At 41.7% G+C, this 21,839-nt stretch carries 16 protein-coding genes and 2 pseudogenes; 12 read left to right on the top strand and 6 right to left on the bottom strand.

What is annotated here, in order from left to right; genetic code table 11:
* Positions 1-201: 201 nt before the first annotated feature.
* The 5 genes and pseudogenes from PSYC_RS01940 (at position 202) to PSYC_RS01915 (ending at position 5,879) form a co-directional block, all read left to right on the top strand.
* Positions 202-1,539 carry a homoserine O-acetyltransferase MetX gene (locus PSYC_RS01940; protein ID WP_011279682.1) on the top strand — a complete coding sequence of 446 codons (1,338 nt, stop codon included), beginning with the start codon at positions 202-204 and terminating at the stop codon, positions 1,537-1,539.
* Positions 1,536-2,153: a methionine biosynthesis protein MetW gene (gene metW, locus PSYC_RS01935; protein WP_011279681.1), complete on the top strand. Its 618-nt coding sequence runs from the start codon at positions 1,536-1,538 to the stop codon at positions 2,151-2,153. Before PSYC_RS01940 ends, metW begins: the two co-directional genes overlap by 4 nt.
* Before the next feature lie 402 nt (positions 2,154-2,555).
* A complete protein-coding gene (locus tag PSYC_RS01930) occupies positions 2,556-3,137 on the top strand; it encodes a tetratricopeptide repeat protein (RefSeq protein WP_011279680.1) in 582 nt (193 codons plus the stop codon).
* Positions 3,138-3,311: 174 nt separating this feature from the next.
* Positions 3,312-4,655, top strand: a pseudogene (locus PSYC_RS01920) (AbiH family protein).
* A gap of 165 nt (positions 4,656-4,820) precedes the next feature.
* Positions 4,821-5,879: a rhodanese-related sulfurtransferase gene (locus PSYC_RS01915; RefSeq protein WP_011279677.1), complete on the top strand. Its 1,059-nt coding sequence runs from the start codon at positions 4,821-4,823 to the stop codon at positions 5,877-5,879.
* Positions 5,880-6,001: 122 nt separating this feature from the next.
* On the opposite strand, the gene serA is transcribed toward PSYC_RS01915, so the two are convergent.
* Positions 6,002-7,228: a phosphoglycerate dehydrogenase gene (serA, locus tag PSYC_RS01910; RefSeq protein ID WP_011279676.1), complete on the bottom strand. Its 1,227-nt coding sequence runs from the start codon at positions 7,226-7,228 to the stop codon at positions 6,002-6,004.
* 387 nt (positions 7,229-7,615) lie between these two features.
* Between serA and PSYC_RS01905 the strand changes: the two genes are divergently transcribed.
* Positions 7,616-9,058 carry an FAD-binding oxidoreductase gene (locus PSYC_RS01905; RefSeq protein ID WP_011279675.1) on the top strand — a complete coding sequence of 481 codons (1,443 nt, stop codon included), beginning with the start codon at positions 7,616-7,618 and terminating at the stop codon, positions 9,056-9,058.
* A gap of 149 nt (positions 9,059-9,207) precedes the next feature.
* On the opposite strand, the gene PSYC_RS01900 is transcribed toward PSYC_RS01905, so the two are convergent.
* Positions 9,208-9,840 (bottom strand): BLUF domain-containing protein, encoded by a 633-nt coding sequence (locus PSYC_RS01900; RefSeq protein WP_011279674.1) that lies wholly within the window; start codon positions 9,838-9,840, stop codon positions 9,208-9,210.
* A gap of 547 nt (positions 9,841-10,387) precedes the next feature.
* Here PSYC_RS01900 and PSYC_RS01895 point away from each other — a divergent pair.
* From PSYC_RS01895 to lspA, 4 genes are all read left to right on the top strand, one after another.
* On the top strand, positions 10,388-12,025 hold the full coding sequence (locus PSYC_RS01895; RefSeq protein WP_011279673.1) for a carbon-nitrogen hydrolase family protein: 1,638 nt from the start codon (positions 10,388-10,390) through the stop codon (positions 12,023-12,025).
* Between the two features lie 252 nt (positions 12,026-12,277).
* On the top strand, positions 12,278-12,841 hold the full coding sequence (locus PSYC_RS01890; protein ID WP_011279672.1) for a protein disulfide oxidoreductase: 564 nt from the start codon (positions 12,278-12,280) through the stop codon (positions 12,839-12,841).
* A gap of 462 nt (positions 12,842-13,303) precedes the next feature.
* Positions 13,304-16,150: an isoleucine--tRNA ligase gene (gene ileS, locus PSYC_RS01885; RefSeq protein WP_041757460.1), complete on the top strand. Its 2,847-nt coding sequence runs from the start codon at positions 13,304-13,306 to the stop codon at positions 16,148-16,150.
* Positions 16,143-16,793, top strand: coding sequence for a signal peptidase II (gene lspA, locus PSYC_RS01880; RefSeq protein ID WP_083756025.1), 651 nt, complete (start codon positions 16,143-16,145; stop codon positions 16,791-16,793). The genes ileS and lspA overlap by 8 nt, the downstream gene beginning before the upstream one ends.
* Before the next feature lie 277 nt (positions 16,794-17,070).
* Here the strand turns inward: lspA and PSYC_RS01875 are convergent, their stop codons facing one another.
* Positions 17,071-17,559 (bottom strand): hemerythrin domain-containing protein, encoded by a 489-nt coding sequence (locus PSYC_RS01875; protein ID WP_011279669.1) that lies wholly within the window; start codon positions 17,557-17,559, stop codon positions 17,071-17,073.
* A gap of 391 nt (positions 17,560-17,950) precedes the next feature.
* Between PSYC_RS01875 and PSYC_RS01870 the strand changes: the two are divergent.
* A pseudogene (locus tag PSYC_RS01870) lies at positions 17,951-18,238 on the top strand (integrase core domain-containing protein); the annotation flags it as partial.
* Between the two features lie 63 nt (positions 18,239-18,301).
* Here PSYC_RS01870 and PSYC_RS01865 read toward each other — a convergent pair.
* From PSYC_RS01865 to PSYC_RS01855, 3 genes are all read right to left on the bottom strand, one after another.
* On the bottom strand, positions 18,302-19,231 hold the full coding sequence (locus PSYC_RS01865) for an SEL1-like repeat protein (RefSeq protein WP_148201642.1): 930 nt from the start codon (positions 19,229-19,231) through the stop codon (positions 18,302-18,304).
* A gap of 49 nt (positions 19,232-19,280) precedes the next feature.
* Positions 19,281-19,622, bottom strand: a complete 342-nt coding sequence (locus tag PSYC_RS11495; protein ID WP_148201641.1) for a hypothetical protein — start codon at positions 19,620-19,622, stop codon at positions 19,281-19,283.
* 483 nt (positions 19,623-20,105) lie between these two features.
* Positions 20,106-20,987, bottom strand: coding sequence for an IS982 family transposase (locus PSYC_RS01855; protein WP_011279666.1), 882 nt, complete (start codon positions 20,985-20,987; stop codon positions 20,106-20,108).
* Between the two features lie 316 nt (positions 20,988-21,303).
* Between PSYC_RS01855 and PSYC_RS01850 the strand changes: the two genes are divergently transcribed.
* On the top strand, positions 21,304-21,801 hold the full coding sequence (locus PSYC_RS01850) for an FKBP-type peptidyl-prolyl cis-trans isomerase (RefSeq protein WP_011279665.1): 498 nt from the start codon (positions 21,304-21,306) through the stop codon (positions 21,799-21,801).
* Positions 21,802-21,839: the final 38 nt, after the last annotated feature.

Here is a 21,839-nt window from a genome sequence, read left to right as displayed (position 1 = left end):
ACAATAGGCAAGCACATGGTCAAATTTAGCTAAACCATTTAAAAAATATCGGCAAAACGAGTTGTCGATAGAGTGCCCTTCTTATTTTATTGATGATTGTTGTCTTGTGAGGTAGATTTGAACGCACGCCCTGATAATACCAGTGACCAGTCCGCCACAGATAAAGCCAATGCCGATAATTCAGCTAACGCTGATGAATTATTGAACTCAGTAGGAGTCGTCAAGCCCCAGACTCTTCATTTTGCTGAGCCATTAACCTTGGAGTGTAATCGCACTTTGCCGTCGTTTGAGCTGATAATTGAGACGTACGGTACGCTTAATAGCGACAAGTCAAACGCCGTTCTGATTTGCCATGCGCTATCAGGCAGTCATCACGCGGCAGGCTTTCATAGCGATAATGACAAAAAAGCCGGCTGGTGGGATAATATGATTGGACCTAACAAGTCCATCGATACCAATCGTTTTTTTGTCGTCTGTGTTAACAATATTGGTAGCTGCTTTGGCTCTACCGGTCCAACGTCGATAAATCCAGAGAGCAGTAAAGCACAAGTATATGGACCTGACTTTCCACTGGTCACTATCAAAGATTGGGTCAAGACCCAAGCCATGCTTTCAGATCGCTTAGAGATTGACGTCTGGCATGCCGTCGTCGGTGGTTCAATGGGTGGTATGCAAGCCCTGCAATGGGCAGCTGACTATCCAAGCAGACTAAAACGCTGTGTGGTCATTGCCAGTACACCTAAGCTGTCTGCACAAAATATCGCCTTTAACGAAGTGGCACGCCAGTCTATTTTATCAGACCCAGATTTTAAAAACGGACGCTATCTGCAAGCAGGGACTTATCCTCGTCGCGGACTTATCCTTGCGCGAATGGTAGGACATATTACTTATCTGACCGATGATGCGATGAAAGCCAAGTTTGGGCGTGATTTAAAGTCGGGCAAGTTTATGTATGGTTATGATGTCGAATTCCAAGTCGAAAGCTATCTGCGCTATCAAGGCGAGCGCTTTAGTGAAAACTTCGATGCCAATACCTATTTGCTGATGACCAAAGCCTTGGATTACTTTGACCCAACGCGTGACTATCCATTAACGCAGTCAGCACAGCCTATAGATTCTTTAGTGCCAGAAGAGCTTTTAGCTTCATCCCTTGTGGAGTCCGTAAAAGCGGATAGTAGCGAAGATGAATTGGCAAAAACTTTAGCGGACAGTGCGGATATCGACAATATAAGCGCAAGCAATCACCAAGAGCTGACAGCTCTGAAAGCCGCGTTTGCTCATACTGAGTGCCAATATTTGATTGTATCGTTTACCACTGATTGGCGTTTTGCACCCGAGCGCTCACAAGAGATTGTTGATGCACTGATGGCGACCGGCAAACCTGTCAGCTATATCAATGTTGATGCGCCGCACGGTCATGACTCTTTCTTATTTGATATCCCGCGTTATATGGGTGCCGTCAAAGGTTTCCTAAATGCGCCATTTATGACTGACAACCAAAGCAAAAATAGCCAGCAAAAATTAGGAGCACGCTCATGAGGATGGATCATCAATTGGCTGAGCGTTGGATTGCTCCGTACTCACATGTGCTCGACTTAGGCTGTGGTAATGGCGAGCTGCTTGCGCATTTGCAGCAAAATCGCGGCGTGACCGGCTATGGGCTTGAGATTGACGAGGACAAAATCAATGAAGCCATCGCCAATGGTTTATCCATTGTCGAGCAAGACTTGAATGATGGCTTGGCGCGTTTCGCGGACAATAGTTTTGATACCGTGGTCATGGCACGTGCGCTACAAGCAGTCAAGTCGCCCGATGTGCTGTTGCTTGATATGCTGCGCGTCGCTCGTGAAGCGGTCATTACCTTCCCTAACTTTGCCCATTGGCAGAACCGGATACATTTGGGTTTAAAAGGTATTATGCCGGTCTCAGAAGCGCTGCCGTATGAGTGGTATAACACCCCAAATATCCATCTCTGTACTTTTAAAGATTTTGAGAAGCTGTGCGCGCAGCATGATATTCATATCATTAATCGTTTTGCCGTCAGTGATTCTGAAAAAGGTCATTCATCACTAATGACAGCATTGATAAGACGAGCGCCAAACCTACTGGCAGATGTGGCTATTTACCGCGTCAGCAAACAAAAACCTGAGTGATACTCGCTACTGCTACCTCTTATTAAAAGTCATATTGATAGTTATAAGCATAATTTTTTACCTTAATAGAGTCTTAATCTATTCTTACGCCCAAGTAACTGTATGATTTTATTGAGGACAATGAGATATAGATAGGCATTAAATCGTGTAATTAGTATTTGAGTTTCGTAAGCTTGGGTGTTAAGCTAGCAAAATAGTGTCAATGGCACCCCGATTAATACCGTTTATCGGTTTCATTGGCGTCCATTGTTACATGATAACGATTACTTATATTGCTAATAATTAGGTAAGTTGGTCTTGCAAGATGTCTCCTAATTGTTATCGCCATCTAAACGTCTTTAGCGAGACAATATTTAGCGGGACAATTTTTGTGTTTATTAACTGCCTAATTTTGGAGCTGCTATGAAGTTATTAAAAGCTGCGTTGTTTACTGCCCTTTTTTCTTGTGCAGGTTTTGCCAACGCTGAGTTAATATCAAACGTGCCACTTGACACCTCACGTTTTGAGCTAATGCCTGTCAGCGAGTTATCCAATCGCGCGGCTCAAGGTAATGATCACGCTCAATTTTATCTGGCCAAGCGTTTGCAAAAAGGCGAAGGCATTGCCAAAAACACTCAACAAGCAGTCCAATGGTATACCAAGGCAGCTCAGCAAGGCGTTGCCCCTGCTCAGTTAAACCTTGCCATCATGTACTTGCGCGGTGAAGGGGTACAACCAAATCTACAACAAGCCCGTGGTTGGTTAGAAAAAGCCGCCATGCGTGGTGATAACCGTGCTAGCTATACGCTTGCCTTGTTAGATGAGAAGCAAAAAAATCTTGTTGATGCTTATAAATGGTACGACTTGGCTGCCCGTGATGGCATGCTTGATGAAAAAGTCCGTAACAAAGCCCGCGGCAAAATTGGTCAATTGGCATTGAACTTATCAAGTGCTGATATCGCCAGTGCCCGCAATAAAGCAGATACTTGGTTCCAGAGTAAGTAAGTTGTAAACAGTGCCTTTTTATAGACCGCTTCATAAAAAAATCCCAGTTAAATACTGGGATTTTTTTGTCTATAGAGAACAGCTATTGCTTTGGTAAAAGATAATTTAGCGTACTAAAATTTGCTATTATCAGAACAATGACTTTCAAACTATAATAATTATAAGGGCAGCATTATGAGCGGAACGGCTAAGATACTTATTTTAGGCAATGGCTTTGACTTAGCCCATTTCTTACCTACCAAGTATGACCACTTTATGCATGCCATGCGTAATGTGGAAAATCATAATAAAGACGAGCCAATGATCTTTGAGGCTTTATATACGGATTTGATAAATAGTGAAGGTTATTTTTTTAAGAATACTATTAAACTCTATAAAACTGAGAATGTTGAACTACCACTAATAGAAGTTAAATAGCTTAAAGAAAAACTAAGAAACAACGGTTGGTTTCAATATTTTAAAAGCTATATTGATAGTGGTATTGATACATGGATAGACTTTGAAAATGAAATGAAAGTGGTGCTGAACGCAGTCTGTTATATAATATCGGAGATAGAAAAAAATGTAGAATACCTTCACTGTTTTTCAACTGATATTTTATTTTTAAGTAATAAAATATTCAATAAGAATATTAAGAGAAAGTATCCATTCATCAATAATTTGCTCGAAAATTTTTCTATAACTGATAAATATAGTATACATGCAGACACTAAAATGGTACTTGATAAAGCTTTTGTCAAATACTATTCAGGACAACCTGTAGATATATGTCCTTCTAGCTTGTTAAAGTACTTAGAAAAAGACTTAATTGGTTTTATCGAGATATTTTCTGAATACATTGCCTTTATTGATAAACTAGAAGTAAGAAATGCTCTAAAAAAGCCAAAAGTTGGTGAAAAAGATTTAGATGCTATTTATAGCTTCAATTACTCATCTACTATTGAGCGTTTGTATAGTCATTCCAATATCAACTTTATACATGGTAAAGCTGGTAAAAATAGTAATAAAAAAATTGTTCTAGGTATTTCAGAGCTTCAAAATCAAATATTAATAGACAATAAAGCCTACGGGTTCGTTAAATACTATCAAAAACTTGTCAACAATACTGATTATCAATTTCTTAGACCAAAGTCTCCTATCGTAGCGATAGAGAATAAGATGAAAAGTCCAAGTCTCACGAAGTATCATCCTATTGAAGTTTATATTTGGGGACATTCTTTAGACTCTTCCGATAGCGATTACATTCATGAAATATTTTCATTTAATCAAGGTCATGAATCGTCACTAAGAGTCATCGTGTATTACTACTCACAGCCACACGCACAGCTGTCCAATCTAATAGCAATACTCGGTAAAGACACTGTTGAGAATTGGATGAAAAATGAATGGTTAGAATTTATTGAAACACCTGATATACAAAGGCTGAATTTTGATAGCAGCTATGTTGATGACAGCATCAGCGAATTTTCCAAAACCGTGCTCAAGCCACAGGAGACTCGTAATATAGCGTTTACTTAGGTATAGAGTGCTGACATTTTTGCGCTTTTAAGTTTCAAAACCCTCCCAAAATTTGCTAAACTATGCGCGCATCAGCTAAATCCACAATTGCGCTAGTGTTATAACACTATCAAAACCTTAAAACCCAATGCACTAGGTTTGCGACCTAGCCAGCAGGAGAAAAACATGAGTACTTCAGAGACCAATAACATCAAAGCACCCAACCATGTAACCGAATACGACAGCGTGACCAATAATATCGTCGTCGCTGCCCTTTATAAGTTCACGCGCTTTGCTGACTTTGAAGAGTACCGCGAGCCCATTTTAAATATCATGCTCGATAATGAGGTTAAAGGCACTTTGTTAATTGCCAGCGAAGGCATTAACGGTACGATTTCTGGTACACGTCAGGGCATCGATAACGTCCTCGAGTACCTGCGTAGTATCGACGCCATCGGCAGTTTTACCTTTAAAGAATCCTACACTGATGCCCAGCCTTTTTATCGTACCAAAGTGAAGCTTAAAAAAGAAATCGTCACTATGGGTGTAGAGAATATCGATCCACTACAATCAGTCGGTCGCTATGTGAAGCCAAGCGACTGGAATGCGCTTATCTCAGATCCTGATGTGATTCTTATTGATACGCGTAATGATTATGAAGTAAAAATCGGTACGTTCCAAAATGCCGTCAATCCAAATACCGAAACGTTTCGTGAGTTCCCAGAATACGTGGCAAAAGAGCTAGACCCCGCTAAGCATAAAAAAGTCGCTATGTTCTGTACGGGTGGTATCCGCTGCGAAAAATCTACGGCATTTATGCGCGAGCAAGGCTTTGAAGAGGTTTATCATTTAGAGGGTGGCATCTTAAAATATTTGGAAGAAGTACCTGCCAGCGACTCTATGTGGGAAGGCGACTGCTTTGTCTTTGACAACCGTGTCTCAGTCAATCACAACTTAGAAAAAGGCAGCTATGAGCAGTGCTTTGCCTGCCGTATGCCCATTACGCAAGCTGAGATGCAAAGCCCTGCCTATATCAAAGGCGAGTCATGCCCGCACTGTATCGATAAAGCGACCGACGAGCAAAAAGCACGCTTTCGTGAGCGTGAGCATCAAATGCAATTGGCACAAAAACGTGGTGAAGCCCATATTGGCAGTGATGTCATTGATGTCATTGAGAAACGTAAAGCAGCTAAGATTGAAGCTCGCCGTCAAGCGGATGAAGCCAATAAAGCCAAAGCTGACTAAAATTAGCGAGTATTAGAAAAGAGAAGCTAAAAAAATAGCAGACAATTTATTAAATTGCCTGCTATTAATATAACAATGATAAGTGCTAATTAGCTATAACTTATAATTAGATACAGATGTACTTAGAATAAAATACGTACACGAATCGTTTCTTGAACATCTTTTAGCTGATCTAAAGCCGCGGTTGAGTCGTTATAATCGACATCCATAACAAGATAGCCGACATCGCCTTCAGTCATCAAGCTCTGCGCTAAGATATTGATATTTGCTTCAGCAAACAGACGGTTAATCTGTGACAGGACGCCTGGTACGTTTTTGTGGATATGTAGCAGACGATGCGTGCCTTCTTTAAACGGAATAGATACTTCTGGGAAGTTTACAGCCGTTGCCGTGTTGCCTTGGTCAGAATATCGCACAAACTTATCTGCAACTTCCAATCCAATGTTTGCCTGTGCTTCTTGCGTTGAGCCGCCAATATGCGGCGTCAAGATGACATTATCGAACTTACGTAGTGGTGACTCAAACTCTTCGTCTGCAGATTTTGGCTCTTTTGGGAACACATCAATCGCTGCGCCCAAGATTTTACCAGACTCAAGCACGGCAGTAAGGTCATCAATCTCAACACAAGTACCACGTGCCGCATTGATAAAGTAGCTACCCTCTTTCATATGCGCAAACTGCTCAGCTTTCATCATATAGCGCGTGCTTGGCAGTTCAGGTACATGCAAGGTCACGATATCGGCAGTAGATAACAGCTCTTCTAAGCTAGCTACTTGTACTGCGTTACCTAGTGGCAGTTTGGTTAAGACATCATGGTAAATGACTTTCATACCAAAGCTTTCAGCCAATACAGACAGTTGCGAGCCGATAGAGCCATAACCGACGATACCGATGGTTTTGCCGCGCACTTCATGTGAATTGGTCGCAGACTTACCCCAACCGCCGCGATGTACAGTGGCATTTTTTTCAGGGATACCGCGATAGAGCATGATGGCTTCAGCAAGTACCAACTCTGCTACCGAACGGGTGTTTGAGAATGGCGCGTTGAAGACCGGAATACCGAACTCACGAGCAGCATCTAAGTCTACTTGGTTGGTACCAATACAAAAACAACCGATGCCAATAAGCTTTTGTGCATGCTCAAGCACTTCGCGCGTCAGCTGCGTGCGCGAGCGAATACCAATAAAATGAGCATCTTTAATCTTTTCAATCAGCTCGTCTTGATCCAATGCATGGCTGATATTTTCAATATTTTGATAACCAGCATCTTTCAATACCTTTAAAGCATTGTCGTGCAGACCTTCAAGCAATAAAAACCGGATTTTGTCTTTTTGGAGTGATAACGCCATGTGAGAACTGTCCTATAATTGTCTTATAAAAATCATCTTAGGGATAAGCTTGGATGAATGAAATGAAAAGAGTCTGGATATCTTACACAAAATTGGTCGGCGATGTTAGCAGATTAAATGAATTATTGGTTATCAATCCTGAAAACTTTTTATGCTATAGTAAATCCTGCTATCTAAATGAGCGGCCATACCCTCTTTATGCTGTGTACCCATATATACAGGTAAACTCATAACGCTCTATCATTGCTACGCCCATTAGATTGCAATAATATACATCGTTCATATCCCTTTATGTACATACGTTCAGTTAAAGCCATTTGGCTATATAATAACTCGCATAATAATCCACTTTATCCATAGCGCTCACGTTGATACCGAGATTTGACCATGACTTCTTTATCTAGCCAAACCCTATCTAAAACCCCTACCTCTGCTGCTCAAACTCTGTTAAGTGCGCTGATTGATACCCATCAGTTTGATGCCAGCCAAATCAAAACTGATAGCGAAAGCTTAGAGCATTGGGGCAAGGACTGGACCAAGCATTTTGCCCCTGCGCCTGCTGCCATCGTCTTTCCAAAGACTACAGAACAAGTGCAAGCCATCGTACTACTTGCCAATAAGCACAATGTGGTCTTGACACCAAGTGGTGGTCGTACTGGGCTGTCTGCTGGCGCAGTCGCCGCCAATGGTGAGATTGTGGTCAGTATGGACAAGATGAACCATATCGGACAGTTCTATCCTGCCGATCGCATGGTTGAGATTGAAGCTGGTGTGGTGACTCAGCAATTACAGCAGTTTGCCGAATCAAAAGACCTCTACTACCCTGTCGACTTTGCTTCAGCAGGCTCCAGCCAAATAGGCGGCAATATCGGCACCAATGCAGGCGGTATTAAAGTGATTCGCTATGGCATGACCCGTCAATGGATTATGGGGCTGACTGTGGTTACTGGTAAAGGAGATATCTTGCAGCTCAATCGCGGTATGGTAAAAAATGCCACGGGTTATGATTTACGTCAATTGTTTATCGGTAGCGAAGGCACACTTGGCTTTGTGACTCATGCGCAAATTAAACTTGAGCGTCAGCCGAAAGACTTAAACGTCATGGTACTGGGCATGGACAGCTTTAATGATGTGATGAATGTGCTATCTGCCTTTCAAGCAAAGATTGATTTGACCGCCTTTGAATTCTTTGATGATGTGGCGATTGATAAACTCATGGCCCATGGTCAAGTACAAGAGCCGTTTGAATCGCGCACCAAGTTTTATACGTTACTAGAGTTTGAAGCGCCATATGAGCCCATCATGGATAAAGCGATGGCGATATTTGAAGACTGCATGGAGCAAGGTTGGGTCGTCGATGGTGTCATGAGTCAGAATTTAGCGCAGGCGGAAGAGCTGTGGAAGCTACGTGAATACATCTCTGAGACCATCTCGGTGTTCACGCCTTATAAAAATGATGTTTCGGTACTGATAAGCTACGTGCCAGAATTTATCGCTGAGATTGATCATATTGTCAGCAGCAACTACCCTGACTTTGAAGTCTGCTGGTTCGGTCATATTGGCGATGGCAATTTGCATTTAAATATCTTAAAGCCTGAAAATATGAGCAAGGATAATTTCTTTGCTGAGTGTCAGGTGGTGAATAAGCATGTGTTTGAGACGGTGCAGAAATATGGTGGTTCGGTGTCTGCTGAGCATGGTGTGGGTATGACTAAAAAACCATATCTACACTATAGCCGCAGTGAGACTGAGATTGAGTACCTAAAAGATATCAAAAAAGTCTTTGATCCCAACAATATTATGAACCGTGGGAAAATTTTTGATATGTAAGGCGTTTTTATTCCTGACATATCTTTGATTATTAAAGATAAATAAAAAGACGCTCAATCAATAAGATTAGCGTCTTTTTGTATACTGATCTGACGTTAACAAAGATACCGTCATAGCACTAGGACGATATCGTTTTAAAATAGAACAAATTATACATATAGCAGCGCTAAACCTGCGACGAGCAGCACACTTAAAAAACCTTGAACGATTAAAAACGCTTGATGCGGCGCAGCGATATGCCGCACCATATTACCAAGCGTATTATAAGTGGTGCCTGCTGCATTGATATGAGGCGGCGTATCAAAATTTTTGATCACTTGTAGAAACTGCTCAGTATGATCAGGCTTCCAATTGTGGGGCAAGAATGGCAAAAAAGGTGATAGCTGTGCCGCTTGTTTTTTGGTCGCAGGCGACCATAACCAACGCTCCAAAAACAGTAAGCGCATACGCCAATCAGCAAAGCTACGATGTTTGATAACGTGCAGTAATAATACCTGCACATTTTTATGACGTGTATCCGCATATATACGCTGAATTAGCGTATATACTTTGGCTTTTTCACCTTCGATACACTGCAAAAAATGCCCATTGCCATAACATAATGTGCCTGTAATGCCCTGCTGCTGATTATAATTACGAGCATGACTTTCTACTTCTTCAAATATCGTCGTACTAAAACGTGAACCAATCGTCATGCTACTGACGTACACCAATTGCACCAGTGCAGTATCTTCAATCTCATCTAATGTTCTAAAAACAGCAGTGTGAATTTCAGGCATCATTAAAATTTCCTAACGGGTCAATATTAAATATGAGCAAGGAAAACCAACCAAATAAAATTAAGTATAAACTTATCAAATGATGCTCCAATCAGGCATAAAGAATCACAAAAACCTAGCAAATCGTTACGACGTTTGACTGTTATTGGCTCATGAGCTTGATATCATATCAGTCGCAATTCACTGCAATAAACATATAATAAGCAGTAGATGCACGTTAAAAGGTATTCAATGTATTTTTGCAGTGCGATAAAGCCACTTGCAAACTTATAAAAATGCCTCACTAAAATAGATCATATGAAAAACGATTCTTATAACTTATTTTAAATACACAGATAAATGATTGTAACGATTCTGACAGCCTATTGGTATATTTTTCTCAACATTATTATACGAAAACGTCGCCTTTAAGTTGAGGCTTAAGTTTGCCATTATTGATCCCACTTATACAAAAATTAATCGCAAGATGCGTAGCACCTTCATTTATTAATATCACTTATTAACACCCGCTTATTAACACCCACTTATAGAAACGACAGATAGGAACCTTATGAGTAAGATAGAAAAACCGGACGACTTTCATCTGACAATTGCTGAAATTAAGAAAAAAGACTATCCCCAACTAAAAGCCTTGATGGACCGTGTTTATGTCAATTTAGGCGGTGCATGGTCAAAGAATACGATTCATACTTTGATTGATGCTTTTCCAGAAGGACAGATTGCTTTATTTGACCACGACGAACTGATTGGTATTGTCTTATCCATGCGCGTTGATTATGCCAAGTTCTCTAACCCACACACTTATGATGACTTGATTGGTCATAAAGAGATTATCAGAGACAATCCCGAAGGTGATGCTATCTATGGTTTAGACGCTCTGATTGACCCTGAGTATCGTGGTTATCGTTTGGGTCGCAGACTTTATGATGCCCGTAAAGAGCTGTGCCGTCAGTTAAATTTCCGCGCCATCTTGGCCGGTGGTCGTATTCCTAACTACCATAACCATCAAGATTTGACGCCGGGTGACTATATCGATGCGGTTGCCTCACGCGAGATTCATGATTCTGCGCTTTCTTTTCAGTTATCCAATGGTTTTATCGTTAAGCGTATTTTGACGGCTTATTTACCTGATGACGCACAGTCCAAAGGTTTTGCGACCTTGCTTGAGTGGGCAAATATTTATTATGCGCCTAAAGACTATAAGCCCAATACTCGCAAATCTGAGGTTCGTATTGGTGGTATCCAGTGGCAGATGCGCGAAGTTGAGTCGCCAGAAGAGCTGTTGCAACAAGTTGAGTTCTTTGTTGATATCATGGCTGATTACAACTCTGACTTTGCATGCTTGCCTGAATTTTTTAATGCGCCCTTGATGGGTCTGTGTGAATCGACTGATCAAAACATCGCGATTCGCTTTTTGGCAGGCTATACCGAATGGTTTAAAAACGAGATATCGCATCTGGCTGTCAGCTACAACGTCAACGTTATTACCGGCTCCATGCCATATTTGGATGAAGAAGATACCTTATTCAATGTCAGCTATCTGTGTCGCCGCGACGGTACGGTAGAAGAGCAACGCAAAATTCATATCACCCCGCATGAGCGTAGCGCTTGGGTAATTGAAGGCGGTGACGAGGTTAAAGTGTTTGATACCGATGCCGGTCGTATTGGTATCTTGGTCTGTTATGACGTTGAATTCCCTGAACTTGCTCGCCTAATGGCGCTTGATGACATGGATATTTTGTTTGTACCCTTTTGGACCGATACACAAAACGGCTATCTACGCGTGCGCCACTGTGCTCAAGCGCGTGCAATTGAAAACGAATGCTATGTGATGATTTGCGGCTCAGTAGGCAACTTACCACAAGTTGAAAGCCTCGATATTCAATACGCGCAGTCCTCTATCTTCTCGCCATCAGATTTTGCTTTTCCGCATGATGCGATTATGGCCGAAACGACGGCGAATACTGAGATGGTGTTCTTTTCAGATGTGAATTTAGACAAGCTTATTCATGTCCGTAATGAAGGGTCGGTACACAACCTGCTGGATCGCCGTGACGATTTGTATAGTTTGAAATGGAAACGCAAAGCTAAAATATCTGCTAGTAAGCTGAGTGATGATGAGCTTCGAGAAAACTCTGGTAGCGTGCTTTTAGGCGATCCATTACAAAACCGTGCGCAAAAGTCTTAAACGGTTACTATAGTTGAAATACTTTAAAGTCGCTACAGTACTACTGGTGTAAATTTTTTGCAGCCTCTGTCTGCGTAGGCACAGCAAGCAAGAAAAATTTGCACCAGTAGTACGTGTTGTATCGATATTACTTTTCACCGACTATAGCAAACCGTTAATTAATAAGATTCTTAATATTTTATATCATACGGCTGACCATTCCGCCGTATGATTTTATCTATTAGACATAACTGACGATAAAAAGTAGCTAATATGACGCCTGATATCGAAAATAAAAATATAAAAGTTAAGAAAACATCCAAGCAAAAAGTACTATCAATTATTAAAACTGTGCTGCTCTACGGCTTAGTATTCACCCTTATATACACTGCCGTTAATTGGTGGCGACAGCCTGTCATGCCAACCAATCCACAGTTGCAATTGATGGACTATCAAGGGCAGAGCGTTGACTTGACAGCAATGAGTAAAGATAAACCCACGTTGGTATATTTTTGGGGAACCTGGTGTCCGATATGTAGTGTTACCTCGCCCACCATAAATACGCTGGCAGCATCAGGTGACTATCCTATCGTTACGGTCGCTATAAAATCCGGTTCTGACCAAGATCTAGGTGGCTATCTTCAGGAGCATAATTATAATTTTACGACGATTAATGACCAACAAGGTATTATCTTTGATGATTGGCAAGGACAAGTCACACCGTCGTATGTGATATTAAAAGATGGGAAAATGACTCAAGGACTGACGGGTATTCAGCCTGAATGGTCGTTGAAATTACGATTGTGGCTATCATCGATTTTTTGGTTAAACACTTGAATAAATGATGACATAAAGCGTTGGTAATCCCACCATAAAAAGACTGCAAAAAATTTACACCAGCAATACTGTAGCGACTTTAAAGTATTTCAACTATAGATTAAAATCAATGAATAAAAACGGTTAAATCAACAACGACTATCAACTACTGAAAGTAGGGATTATCTGACGATAGTGATATGATGCTGTCTTGCATATAAAGACAGCATGAACATTGATTGCTCAATTTATTATCCTAGCAGATATAAAGTAACAACCAATCGCTCGTTAAATAAATTTTGTGACGGTTTTGACGGACATAGAAACGATACTCGGCAGCTCTTCTTACCCCACTCTTTTTGTCATATAATAGCGAGTGTTATCTACTTTCAATCCCAGTATTACCTTAAGTTTTGTAGCCAGCTTTACACGCACTTTTTAATTCAATTTACATTTTAATCACCATTTTAAAAGACGCCTTCTATGACTGATAAAAGTACTGATATGCCAAGCCAAGACTATAAAGACACGCTAAATCTTGCTGACACGCCGTTTGCGATGCGCGCCAACCTTGCCAAACGTGAGCCAGATTGGTTAGCGGCTTGGGAGGCAGATGACGTTTACGGTAAGATTCGTCAAGCACGTGCTGGTGCGACCAAATACATTTTGCATGATGGTCCTCCATATGCCAACGGTCAGATTCACTTGGGTCATGCAGTCAATAAAGTACTCAAAGACATTATCGTTAAGTCAAAAACTTTATCCGGTTTTGATGCGCCTTATGTACCCGGCTGGGACTGTCATGGTCTACCTATTGAGCAGAAAGTCGAAGCCAAACACGGTAAGGTCGGCCAAAAAGTTTCTGCCACTGAATTCCGTGGTCTATGCCGTGAATACGCCCGTACGCAGATTGAATTACAAAAGGCAGATTTTAAACGCCTAGGGGTGTTTGGTGACTGGGACAACCCTTACCTAACCATGAACTTCCACCAAGAAGCCAATATCGTACGCGCCCTTGCAAAAATTTATGACAATGGTCATGTGACTCGCGGTATGAAGCCAGTAAACTGGTGCTTGGACTGTAGCTCAGCACTGGCAGAAGCCGAAGTTGAATATCAAGATAAAGTCTCAGACGCTATTTATGTCAGCTTTGATATTGTAGACAGTGGCAAAGTTGCGGCATTGGCTGAAATAGACGGCAATATCGCTGCCGTTATCTGGACGACAACGCCTTGGACATTGCCTGCCAACCAAGCTATTGCACTCCATTCTGAGCATAACTATAGTGTGGTCGCCACTGAAAACGGCAACTTACTACTGGCGACTGACTTGGTTGAATCAGCGCTAAGTGAATTTAAGCTGGAGAATAAAGGCGTCCTAGCTACTGTATTAGGTCGTGAGCTTGAAGGTCTACATGCTCAGCATCCGCTTATCGAAGCTCGCCAAGTGCCATTAATCTTGGGCGATCACGTAACGACTGACAGCGGTACTGGCTTAGTTCATACTGCACCGGGTCATGGTCTTGACGATTATATCGTCGGTCTAAAATATAATTTGCCTGTTGAAAACCCAGTGAGTGGTACGGGCGTTTATTTAGAAAGCGCAGCGGTATTTGCCGGTGAGCACATCTATAAAGCCAATCCACAAATCATCGCTGCCCTACACGAAAACGGTCATTTAATCCGCCATACCAAAATTGAGCACAGCTACCCACATTGCTGGCGTCATAAATCACCGATTATTTTCCGTGCCACGCCGCAGTGGTTTATCAGTATGGAAACTAAAGGCTTACGTGAGCGTGCACTTGCTGATATTCCAACGGTTCAATGGACACCAGCATGGGGTCAAAACCGTATCGAGTCGATGATGACAGGTCGCCCAGATTGGTGTATCTCCCGTCAGCGTACGTGGGGCGTGCCAATTACCTTCTTTACACATAAAGAAACCGGTGAGCTGCATCCAAACACGCTTGAGCTGATGGAAACGGCGGCACAAAGAATCCATGAAGGCGGCGTAGAAGCATGGTTTGATGCCAGCTGTGAGGATTTCTTAGGAGCAGAAGCCGCTGATTATGATAAAGCGACTGATACTTTAGACGTTTGGTTTGACTCTGGAACGACGCATTTTGCCGTACTCGATCAACGTGACGAGCTGACCAATCCTGCTGATATGTACTTAGAAGGCTCTGATCAACATCGAGGCTGGTTCCAAACATCATTACTGACCTCAGAAGCGATGTACGAGCGTCCACCATTCAAGCAAGTATTGACCCATGGCTTTGTGGTTGATGAAAACGGTCGCAAGATGAGTAAGTCACTGGGCAATATCATCACACCGCAAGAAGAAATCAATAAAACAGGCGCAGATATGCTGCGTTTGTGGATTGCATCGAGTGACTATCGTTATGAGATGAGCGCGGGTAAAACCGTATTTAAGGGTTCAATCGATATGTATCGCCGCATTCGTAATACCCTACGCTTCTTGCTTGCCAATACGGATGATTTTGATCCTGCGACCAATAGCGTTGATATCAACGAATTGGTTAGCCTTGATAAATTTATCATTGAGCGTGCGCAAACGGTACAAGCACAAATCATTAGTGCGTATGATGCGATGGACTTTCACCAAGTCACGCAGCATATCACCGCGTTCTGCTCGCAAGACTTGGGTAGCTTCTATTTAGATATTATCAAAGACCGCCAATATACGACACAGACTGATGGTCAGCCGCGCCGCTCTGCACAAACGGCCATTTATCATATCGTCCAAGCGCTTATTCGCTGGATTACACCGATTTTATCGTTCACTGCGCAAGAAGCGTGGGAAGTATTACATGGTGCTGATAGCTATGTGTTCACTGAAGAATGGTACACCTTCCCAGAGTTTGAGCTGAGCGCCATCAGTAATGATGACTGGCAACGTATCATGCTGGCAAAAGACATGGTCAATAAACATATCGAAACGGCACGTGGCGAAAAAATCATCAATGCCAACTTATCGGCTGACGTCAATCTATATGCTGATGGTGCCATGCATGAAAGCCTAGCCAAGCTTGGTGAAGAGCTGCGTTTTGTACTCATTACTAGTAATGCAACTTTAAAACCTTTGAGCACTGTCCCTGCTCATTCAGCAAGCACAGATGAGCAAACGGACAGTAATAGCACAGGTGTCGTTGACTTAGTGGTCGAAGTACATGCTGCAACCGGCACCAAGTGCGTGCGCTGTTGGCACATCCGTGATGATATTGGTACAGATAGTACACATCCAGAATTGTGTGCCCGCTGTGCAACCAACGTCAGCGGTGACGGTGAGGTTCGCCACTATGCCTAACTCAACGCCTAATCCAACGCCTAATCCAACGAACGTACCAGACGATAAACAGCTGCCTATCGACGTCGACAACTCACCTAAACCGGCTCATGCCACCACGGGTAGCTCATCGACGCCTAAGAGTCGCTTGAATAAGACGCCAAAGATGGTCACTAATGGTCGCCTTGCGCTTAATTGGTACCTGTTATCACTGGTCGTGGTCATCCTTGACCAGTGGACAAAATGGCTAGCAGAAACCAATCTGACCTTTCTTAAGCCTGTGCCTGTGATTGAGCCGTTTCTGAATTGGACGCTCGCTTACAACTACGGCGCGGCTTTTAGCTTTTTGGCAGATGCCGGTGGATGGCAAAAGTGGTTTTTTGCAGGACTGGCGCTATTGATGTCGCTATTCTTGATAGGCTATCTAGTTAAAGCGCCTCGACAAGCCAAGCTGTTATCACTCGGTTTAGCATTGGTGTTAGGCGGTGCTGTGGGTAATTTGATCGATCGCTTATTACATGGTCACGTGATTGATTTTATCCATGTGCATTATGCCGATGTTTGGCATTATCCTATTTTCAATATTGCTGATATTGGTATCTGTATCGGTGTGGCACTGATTGTGATTGACATGCTGTTTTTGGAAAAGAAACGTGAAGCCTAGTGTTATAACGTCTTAGACTGCCTTTGAAACTAAAAGATGTATATCTTTAAAAGTGTTCTTTAAAAAAATAGCCACTATTATAGTGGCTATTTTTATGCTCTATAGTTGAAATACTTTACAGTCGCTACCGTATTGCTGGTGTAAATTTTTTGCAGCCTCTGTCTGCGTAGGCACAGCAAGCAAGAAAAATTTGCACCAGTAGTACGTGTTGTATCGATATTACTTTTCACCGACTATAGCTTTGTACTTTATCAAAAAGTACAAAAGATTTTAGCAATCAATCATCCGCATGTGCTTGCTTAAACTCAGCATACTCAACTTGGTACAATGAGCCAAGACGTTGCTGCAGATCAGTATCTAAAATCTTTTTCGCCTCTTTAAAAAACTTGTTTTCTTCTTCTTTTAAATGATGACGTACCTTATGAATCAAATCTGCACAGGTGCTATCCCACTTCTCTTGGCCAATACACCCGTCATCCAACGTTTCCATCATCTCATCCATCTCATGATGTTCAGTAATGGCATGCCGAGATAAATCAAGCCCATCATCGTGCTGCATGACTGGCACATATAAATGGCGCTCTTCTGCCGCCGCATGTGCCTTTAGCTCAAGCTTAAGTGCTTCATAGACGGCTTTACGCTGCGCCGCACCCTCTGTTTTTTTAAGCTTATCGCATAACGCCCGTTGAATCTCATGATTGCCGATTAAAGCCGAAAAAATATCTTGTGTCAAATTAACCTTATCAGCATTATTATCGTTACTCATTATTTCTTCCTTTAACATTATTGATGCGTTCGGTATTCAAATGGTTTTATTTAATCCTAAAACATCATAACAACAATAAAAGCCGCTATTGTCATCTATCAGTTAGCTATAGATAGTTATTTGGTTAACCTTCCCTATTCTCACATTAGAAATATACCGATATATACTGCTCTATAAACTTGCTTACCAACTATCAATATACCGTTCTTGTCATCAAGTGAGACCAATTTGTCTGGGTAGTCCGAGTTAAAGGTATGTATAGTCGGTGAAAAGTAATATCGATACAACACGTACTACTGGTGCAAATTTTTCTTGCTTGCTGTGCCTACGCAGACAGAGGCTGCAAAAAATTTACACCAGCAATACGGTAGCGACTTTAAAGTATTTCAACTATATATCGGTGAGATTAAGCTTATTTGGCATTAGCGCCTCTGTCGGTACGACTGGCGATTAGTACGACAATGCCTTGGCTGAAACGGTTAATGGATTGTATAAATCTGAGGTCATTCATTATTTAAAGCAGAACTGGAACGGCGTAAACGATGTTGAATTGGCAACTCTTGAATGGGTAGATTGGTTTAATAAAACCTGTTTGCATAGCACGATTGGTTATGTATCACCTTTTGAGTTTGAAAAGCGGTATTATGATAGTTTAGTCCTGTCAGGCATCACTGCTTGACTCAAGTAAATCAGCCTCCGATAAAGTCGAGGCGGTTCACAAGCTGGGATACTCTCAGTCAAATTAATATCCTAGTTCATTTAATATTCGATAATTATCACAGCCAGCTTGATCCCCGTTATCACAAGCTTTACCGAACCATTCTTTTGCTTGATTCTTATCTTGACGCAAACCTTTGCCCTCTTGGTACAGCGACCCAAGGTTAAACTGAGAAGCAATATGGCCCTGCTCCGCTGCCTTTTGATACCATTTAGCTGCTAAAGCAAAATCTTGCTGGACATCTTTGCCCTCTTGGTACAGCGACCCAAGGTTAAACTGAGAAGCAATATGGCCCTGCTCCGCTGCCTTTTGATACCATTTAGCTGCTAAAGCAAAATCTTGCTGGACATCTTTACCCTCTTGGTACAGCGACCCAAGGTTAAACTGAGAAGCAATATGGCCTTGCTCTGCTGCCTTTTGATACCATTTAACTGCTAAAGCAAAGTCCTGCTGGATACCTTTGCCATCTTGGTACAGCGACCCAAGGTTAAACTGAGAAGCAATATGGCCCTGCTCTGCTGCCTTTTGATACCATTCAGCTGCTAAAGAAAAGTCCTGCTGGACACCTTTGCCGTCTCGGTACAGCGACCCAAGGTTAAACTGAGAAGCAATATGGCCCTGCTCTGCTGCCTTTTGATACCATTCAGCTGCTAAAGAAAAGTCCTGCTGGACACCTTTGCCGTCTCGGTACAGCGACCCAAGGTTAAACTGAGAAGCAATATGGCCCTGCTCTGCTGCCTTTTGATACCATTTAACTGCCATACTATTATCTTGCTGAACATCTTGACCGTCTTTGTAAGTTAATCCAAGGTTAAACTGGGCTTCAGCATCACCGTTATGCGCTGCTTTTTGATACAATTTAGTTGTCGGATTTAAACGTTGTGCAGTATATGAAGGATTTTTTAAAGAATCCAACTTACGCTTTAGTAGTTTCAGGGGCATATTTTTCTTCAAGCTGTAGTGGTCAACTAATTTAAAGTACTCTTCCTTATTTATTAGCCTTTTACTCTACAGCATTAGCTGCTAAGAAAAGCGACTTTGATAAAGATGAGAAAAAATCTTGATATATTTTATAATTCTCAATTGGCTTTAGGTTGTAGTGAGCGTTAGCTCTAACGATTACAGACTTGCCAGAAGAAGAAGAAGAAGAAGAAGAAGAAGAAGAAGAAGAAGGTCTCGCGGTTACAGTCATTCTAACCTTGTTGCCATTGTATAATCTGGTAGCTGAAACCATACCAAGGTCAGTGTCAGCCTTATCAATTACAAAGCTCAAATCTTGTAACGTTGATATTACATTTCTAACTACTACAGTTCTATCACTAGTATCAAAAGATCTAGTTTGCATACTATAGTTGAAATACTTTAAAGTCGCTACCGTATTGCTGGTGTAAATTTTTTGCAGCCTCTGTCTGCGTAGGCACAGCAAGCAAGAAAAATTTGCACCAGTAGTACGTGTTGTATCGATATTACTTTTTACCGACTATAGTATCAAAAGATCTAGTTTGCATACTACGTAGTTCCACTTGAATATCAGCGCCTAAAATTCTGGCATCATGAGTTGTAGCACAACCAGTAATAAGAGTTATACAAGCTGCGAAGAAAGCTATTTTTAATGAGTTGCCTGAAACCAATATTTCCAAGAGATACAGCAACTTAATCCAGATTTCACAAGGTGCTTTAGTTTTAAATAAGATAAATTCAGGGTGAATTTTAAGTTAATAACATAAACAGCAAGTGAAATCATAAAAGTGCTTGAAGAAATAATCACAACAATATTTCAAAAATAATTTACGTTATAAGAATAATATTAACATTTTAAACCCCACTCTCAACTTGAAATAAGCAATTCAAACTGAAGTGGCGGGTTACCAAGTTTTTTGTTGAGTACAAAGCATAGATTATGTGACAGAATTTTACGAATCAATCGATGAGACAAATGCCATAAATCTCTTGCTCGTACCCTTTGTATATTAAATCGTTCTGATAGCTGACCAATGACTGTTTCAACGATACGGCGGGCTTTCATTAGCCGTTTTACCACAGGTTTGGGTCTATCCTCTTTCATGTTAGCTCTGAGTGGCGTTTGTAAATCCACTCCTTGAGCGTCGTAGTACTGAGTGAGACTAGGGCTGATATACCCTTTATCAGCGCCGAGCAAACCATAGATATTGTCAGTAATATCAGGCGCAACCGCTCTTTCATCAACATTGGCAGGAGCAAAGGTAAAGCCTTTAATCATGCCCGATAAGTTAACAAGCAAATGTCCTTCAAAGCCATAGTACCTCTCTTGCTTAGCCGCACAGTAGCTAAAAGCCGCTAAGTCTTGATAGTTTTTATGCCGATAAGCGCGTCCATAATGACAGACGGGTATCGGAAAACCATCCATAAAATGGATGTTGTCACGGCCCTCAAGTTGACTGACGTTATCTTGTATCCGCTGTTTGACTTGCCACAGATTCGCGCAATGCTTTGCGAAGTTAGGATATGAGCCTATGGCTGGAAACCAGGCTTGCCAGTGCTGGGTAAAATATTGCCAAATCTGTTTGTCTTGATCAAGGTTTAAAAATTCACCGACCAGTTCCATGCAAATGATCTCAGGATCACTCAGCTTTGGCGCGTAACCTGCACCTCGCAAGGGTTCAGTAACGACTATTTTGTAATATTGCTCTACCATTAAATAGATATTGATGATAAATTCGTCTATGGGCATCTCATGACTCCGTTGTATTCTTGGTCGAAAACAATAGATTAGTGAGATGCTCTTCTTTTTTCAATCACTTTCGAAGTTGAGAGTGGGGTATTTTAAATACATCAAAGAAACCTAAGTAAACAAAAATTTATTTTTTTTGTGATAGCTCAATCTTTGAGTCGGGCTAATAATGTAATAGACAAGTATGGAAGTTATGTAAAATGCTATACCTATTTTGAAGTCCTCTAACAACAGAATCATGCTTAGTTAAAGGTTTATGATAAACTCATCACTATAATCAATCCGATAAATCCTATTTAACAAAAGACACATTATTATGACCGACTCGCAATTTATCACGCCCAATGAAGATGTACGTATCACTTTTGGCAGCCTTGTGAAGCTGCATTTCGAAGTAACGCTCGAGAACGGTACACTGATTGATTCTACTTTCAGCCGTGATACGCCTGTGACTTTAACCATCGGTGATGAGAGCTTGTTACCCGGTTTTGAGCAAGTGCTGATGAATCTACGTGCAGGCGATACGCGCGCAGCCCACCTTGAGCCAGAGCAAGCGTTTGGTGAGTGGAATCCTGACAATATCCAACGCTTTAGCCCTACTCAGTTTGCCCTTATCGCTGACAATCCCGAGATTGGCATGCTGGTAGAATTTGAAGATAAAGGCAAAAATACCCTACCCGGTACGATTAGTGCCATCACTAACGACGAAGTTGAAGTGGACTTTAACCATCCGCTTGCGGGACAATCCGTGCTGTTTAAAATCAAAATTTTTCAAGTAACGCCGCCGGGTGTCACAGGTATCAAGCTCATTTAAAATGAAAAATTGATTTAGAATAAAATAAAAAAGGACAA

The sequence above is a fragment of the Psychrobacter arcticus 273-4 genome (assembly GCF_000012305.1).
GTDB lineage: Bacteria > Pseudomonadota > Gammaproteobacteria > Pseudomonadales > Moraxellaceae > Psychrobacter > Psychrobacter arcticus.
Note: the sequence above shows the minus strand (reverse complement) of the source record. Positions and strands in the feature narration are given on the sequence as shown.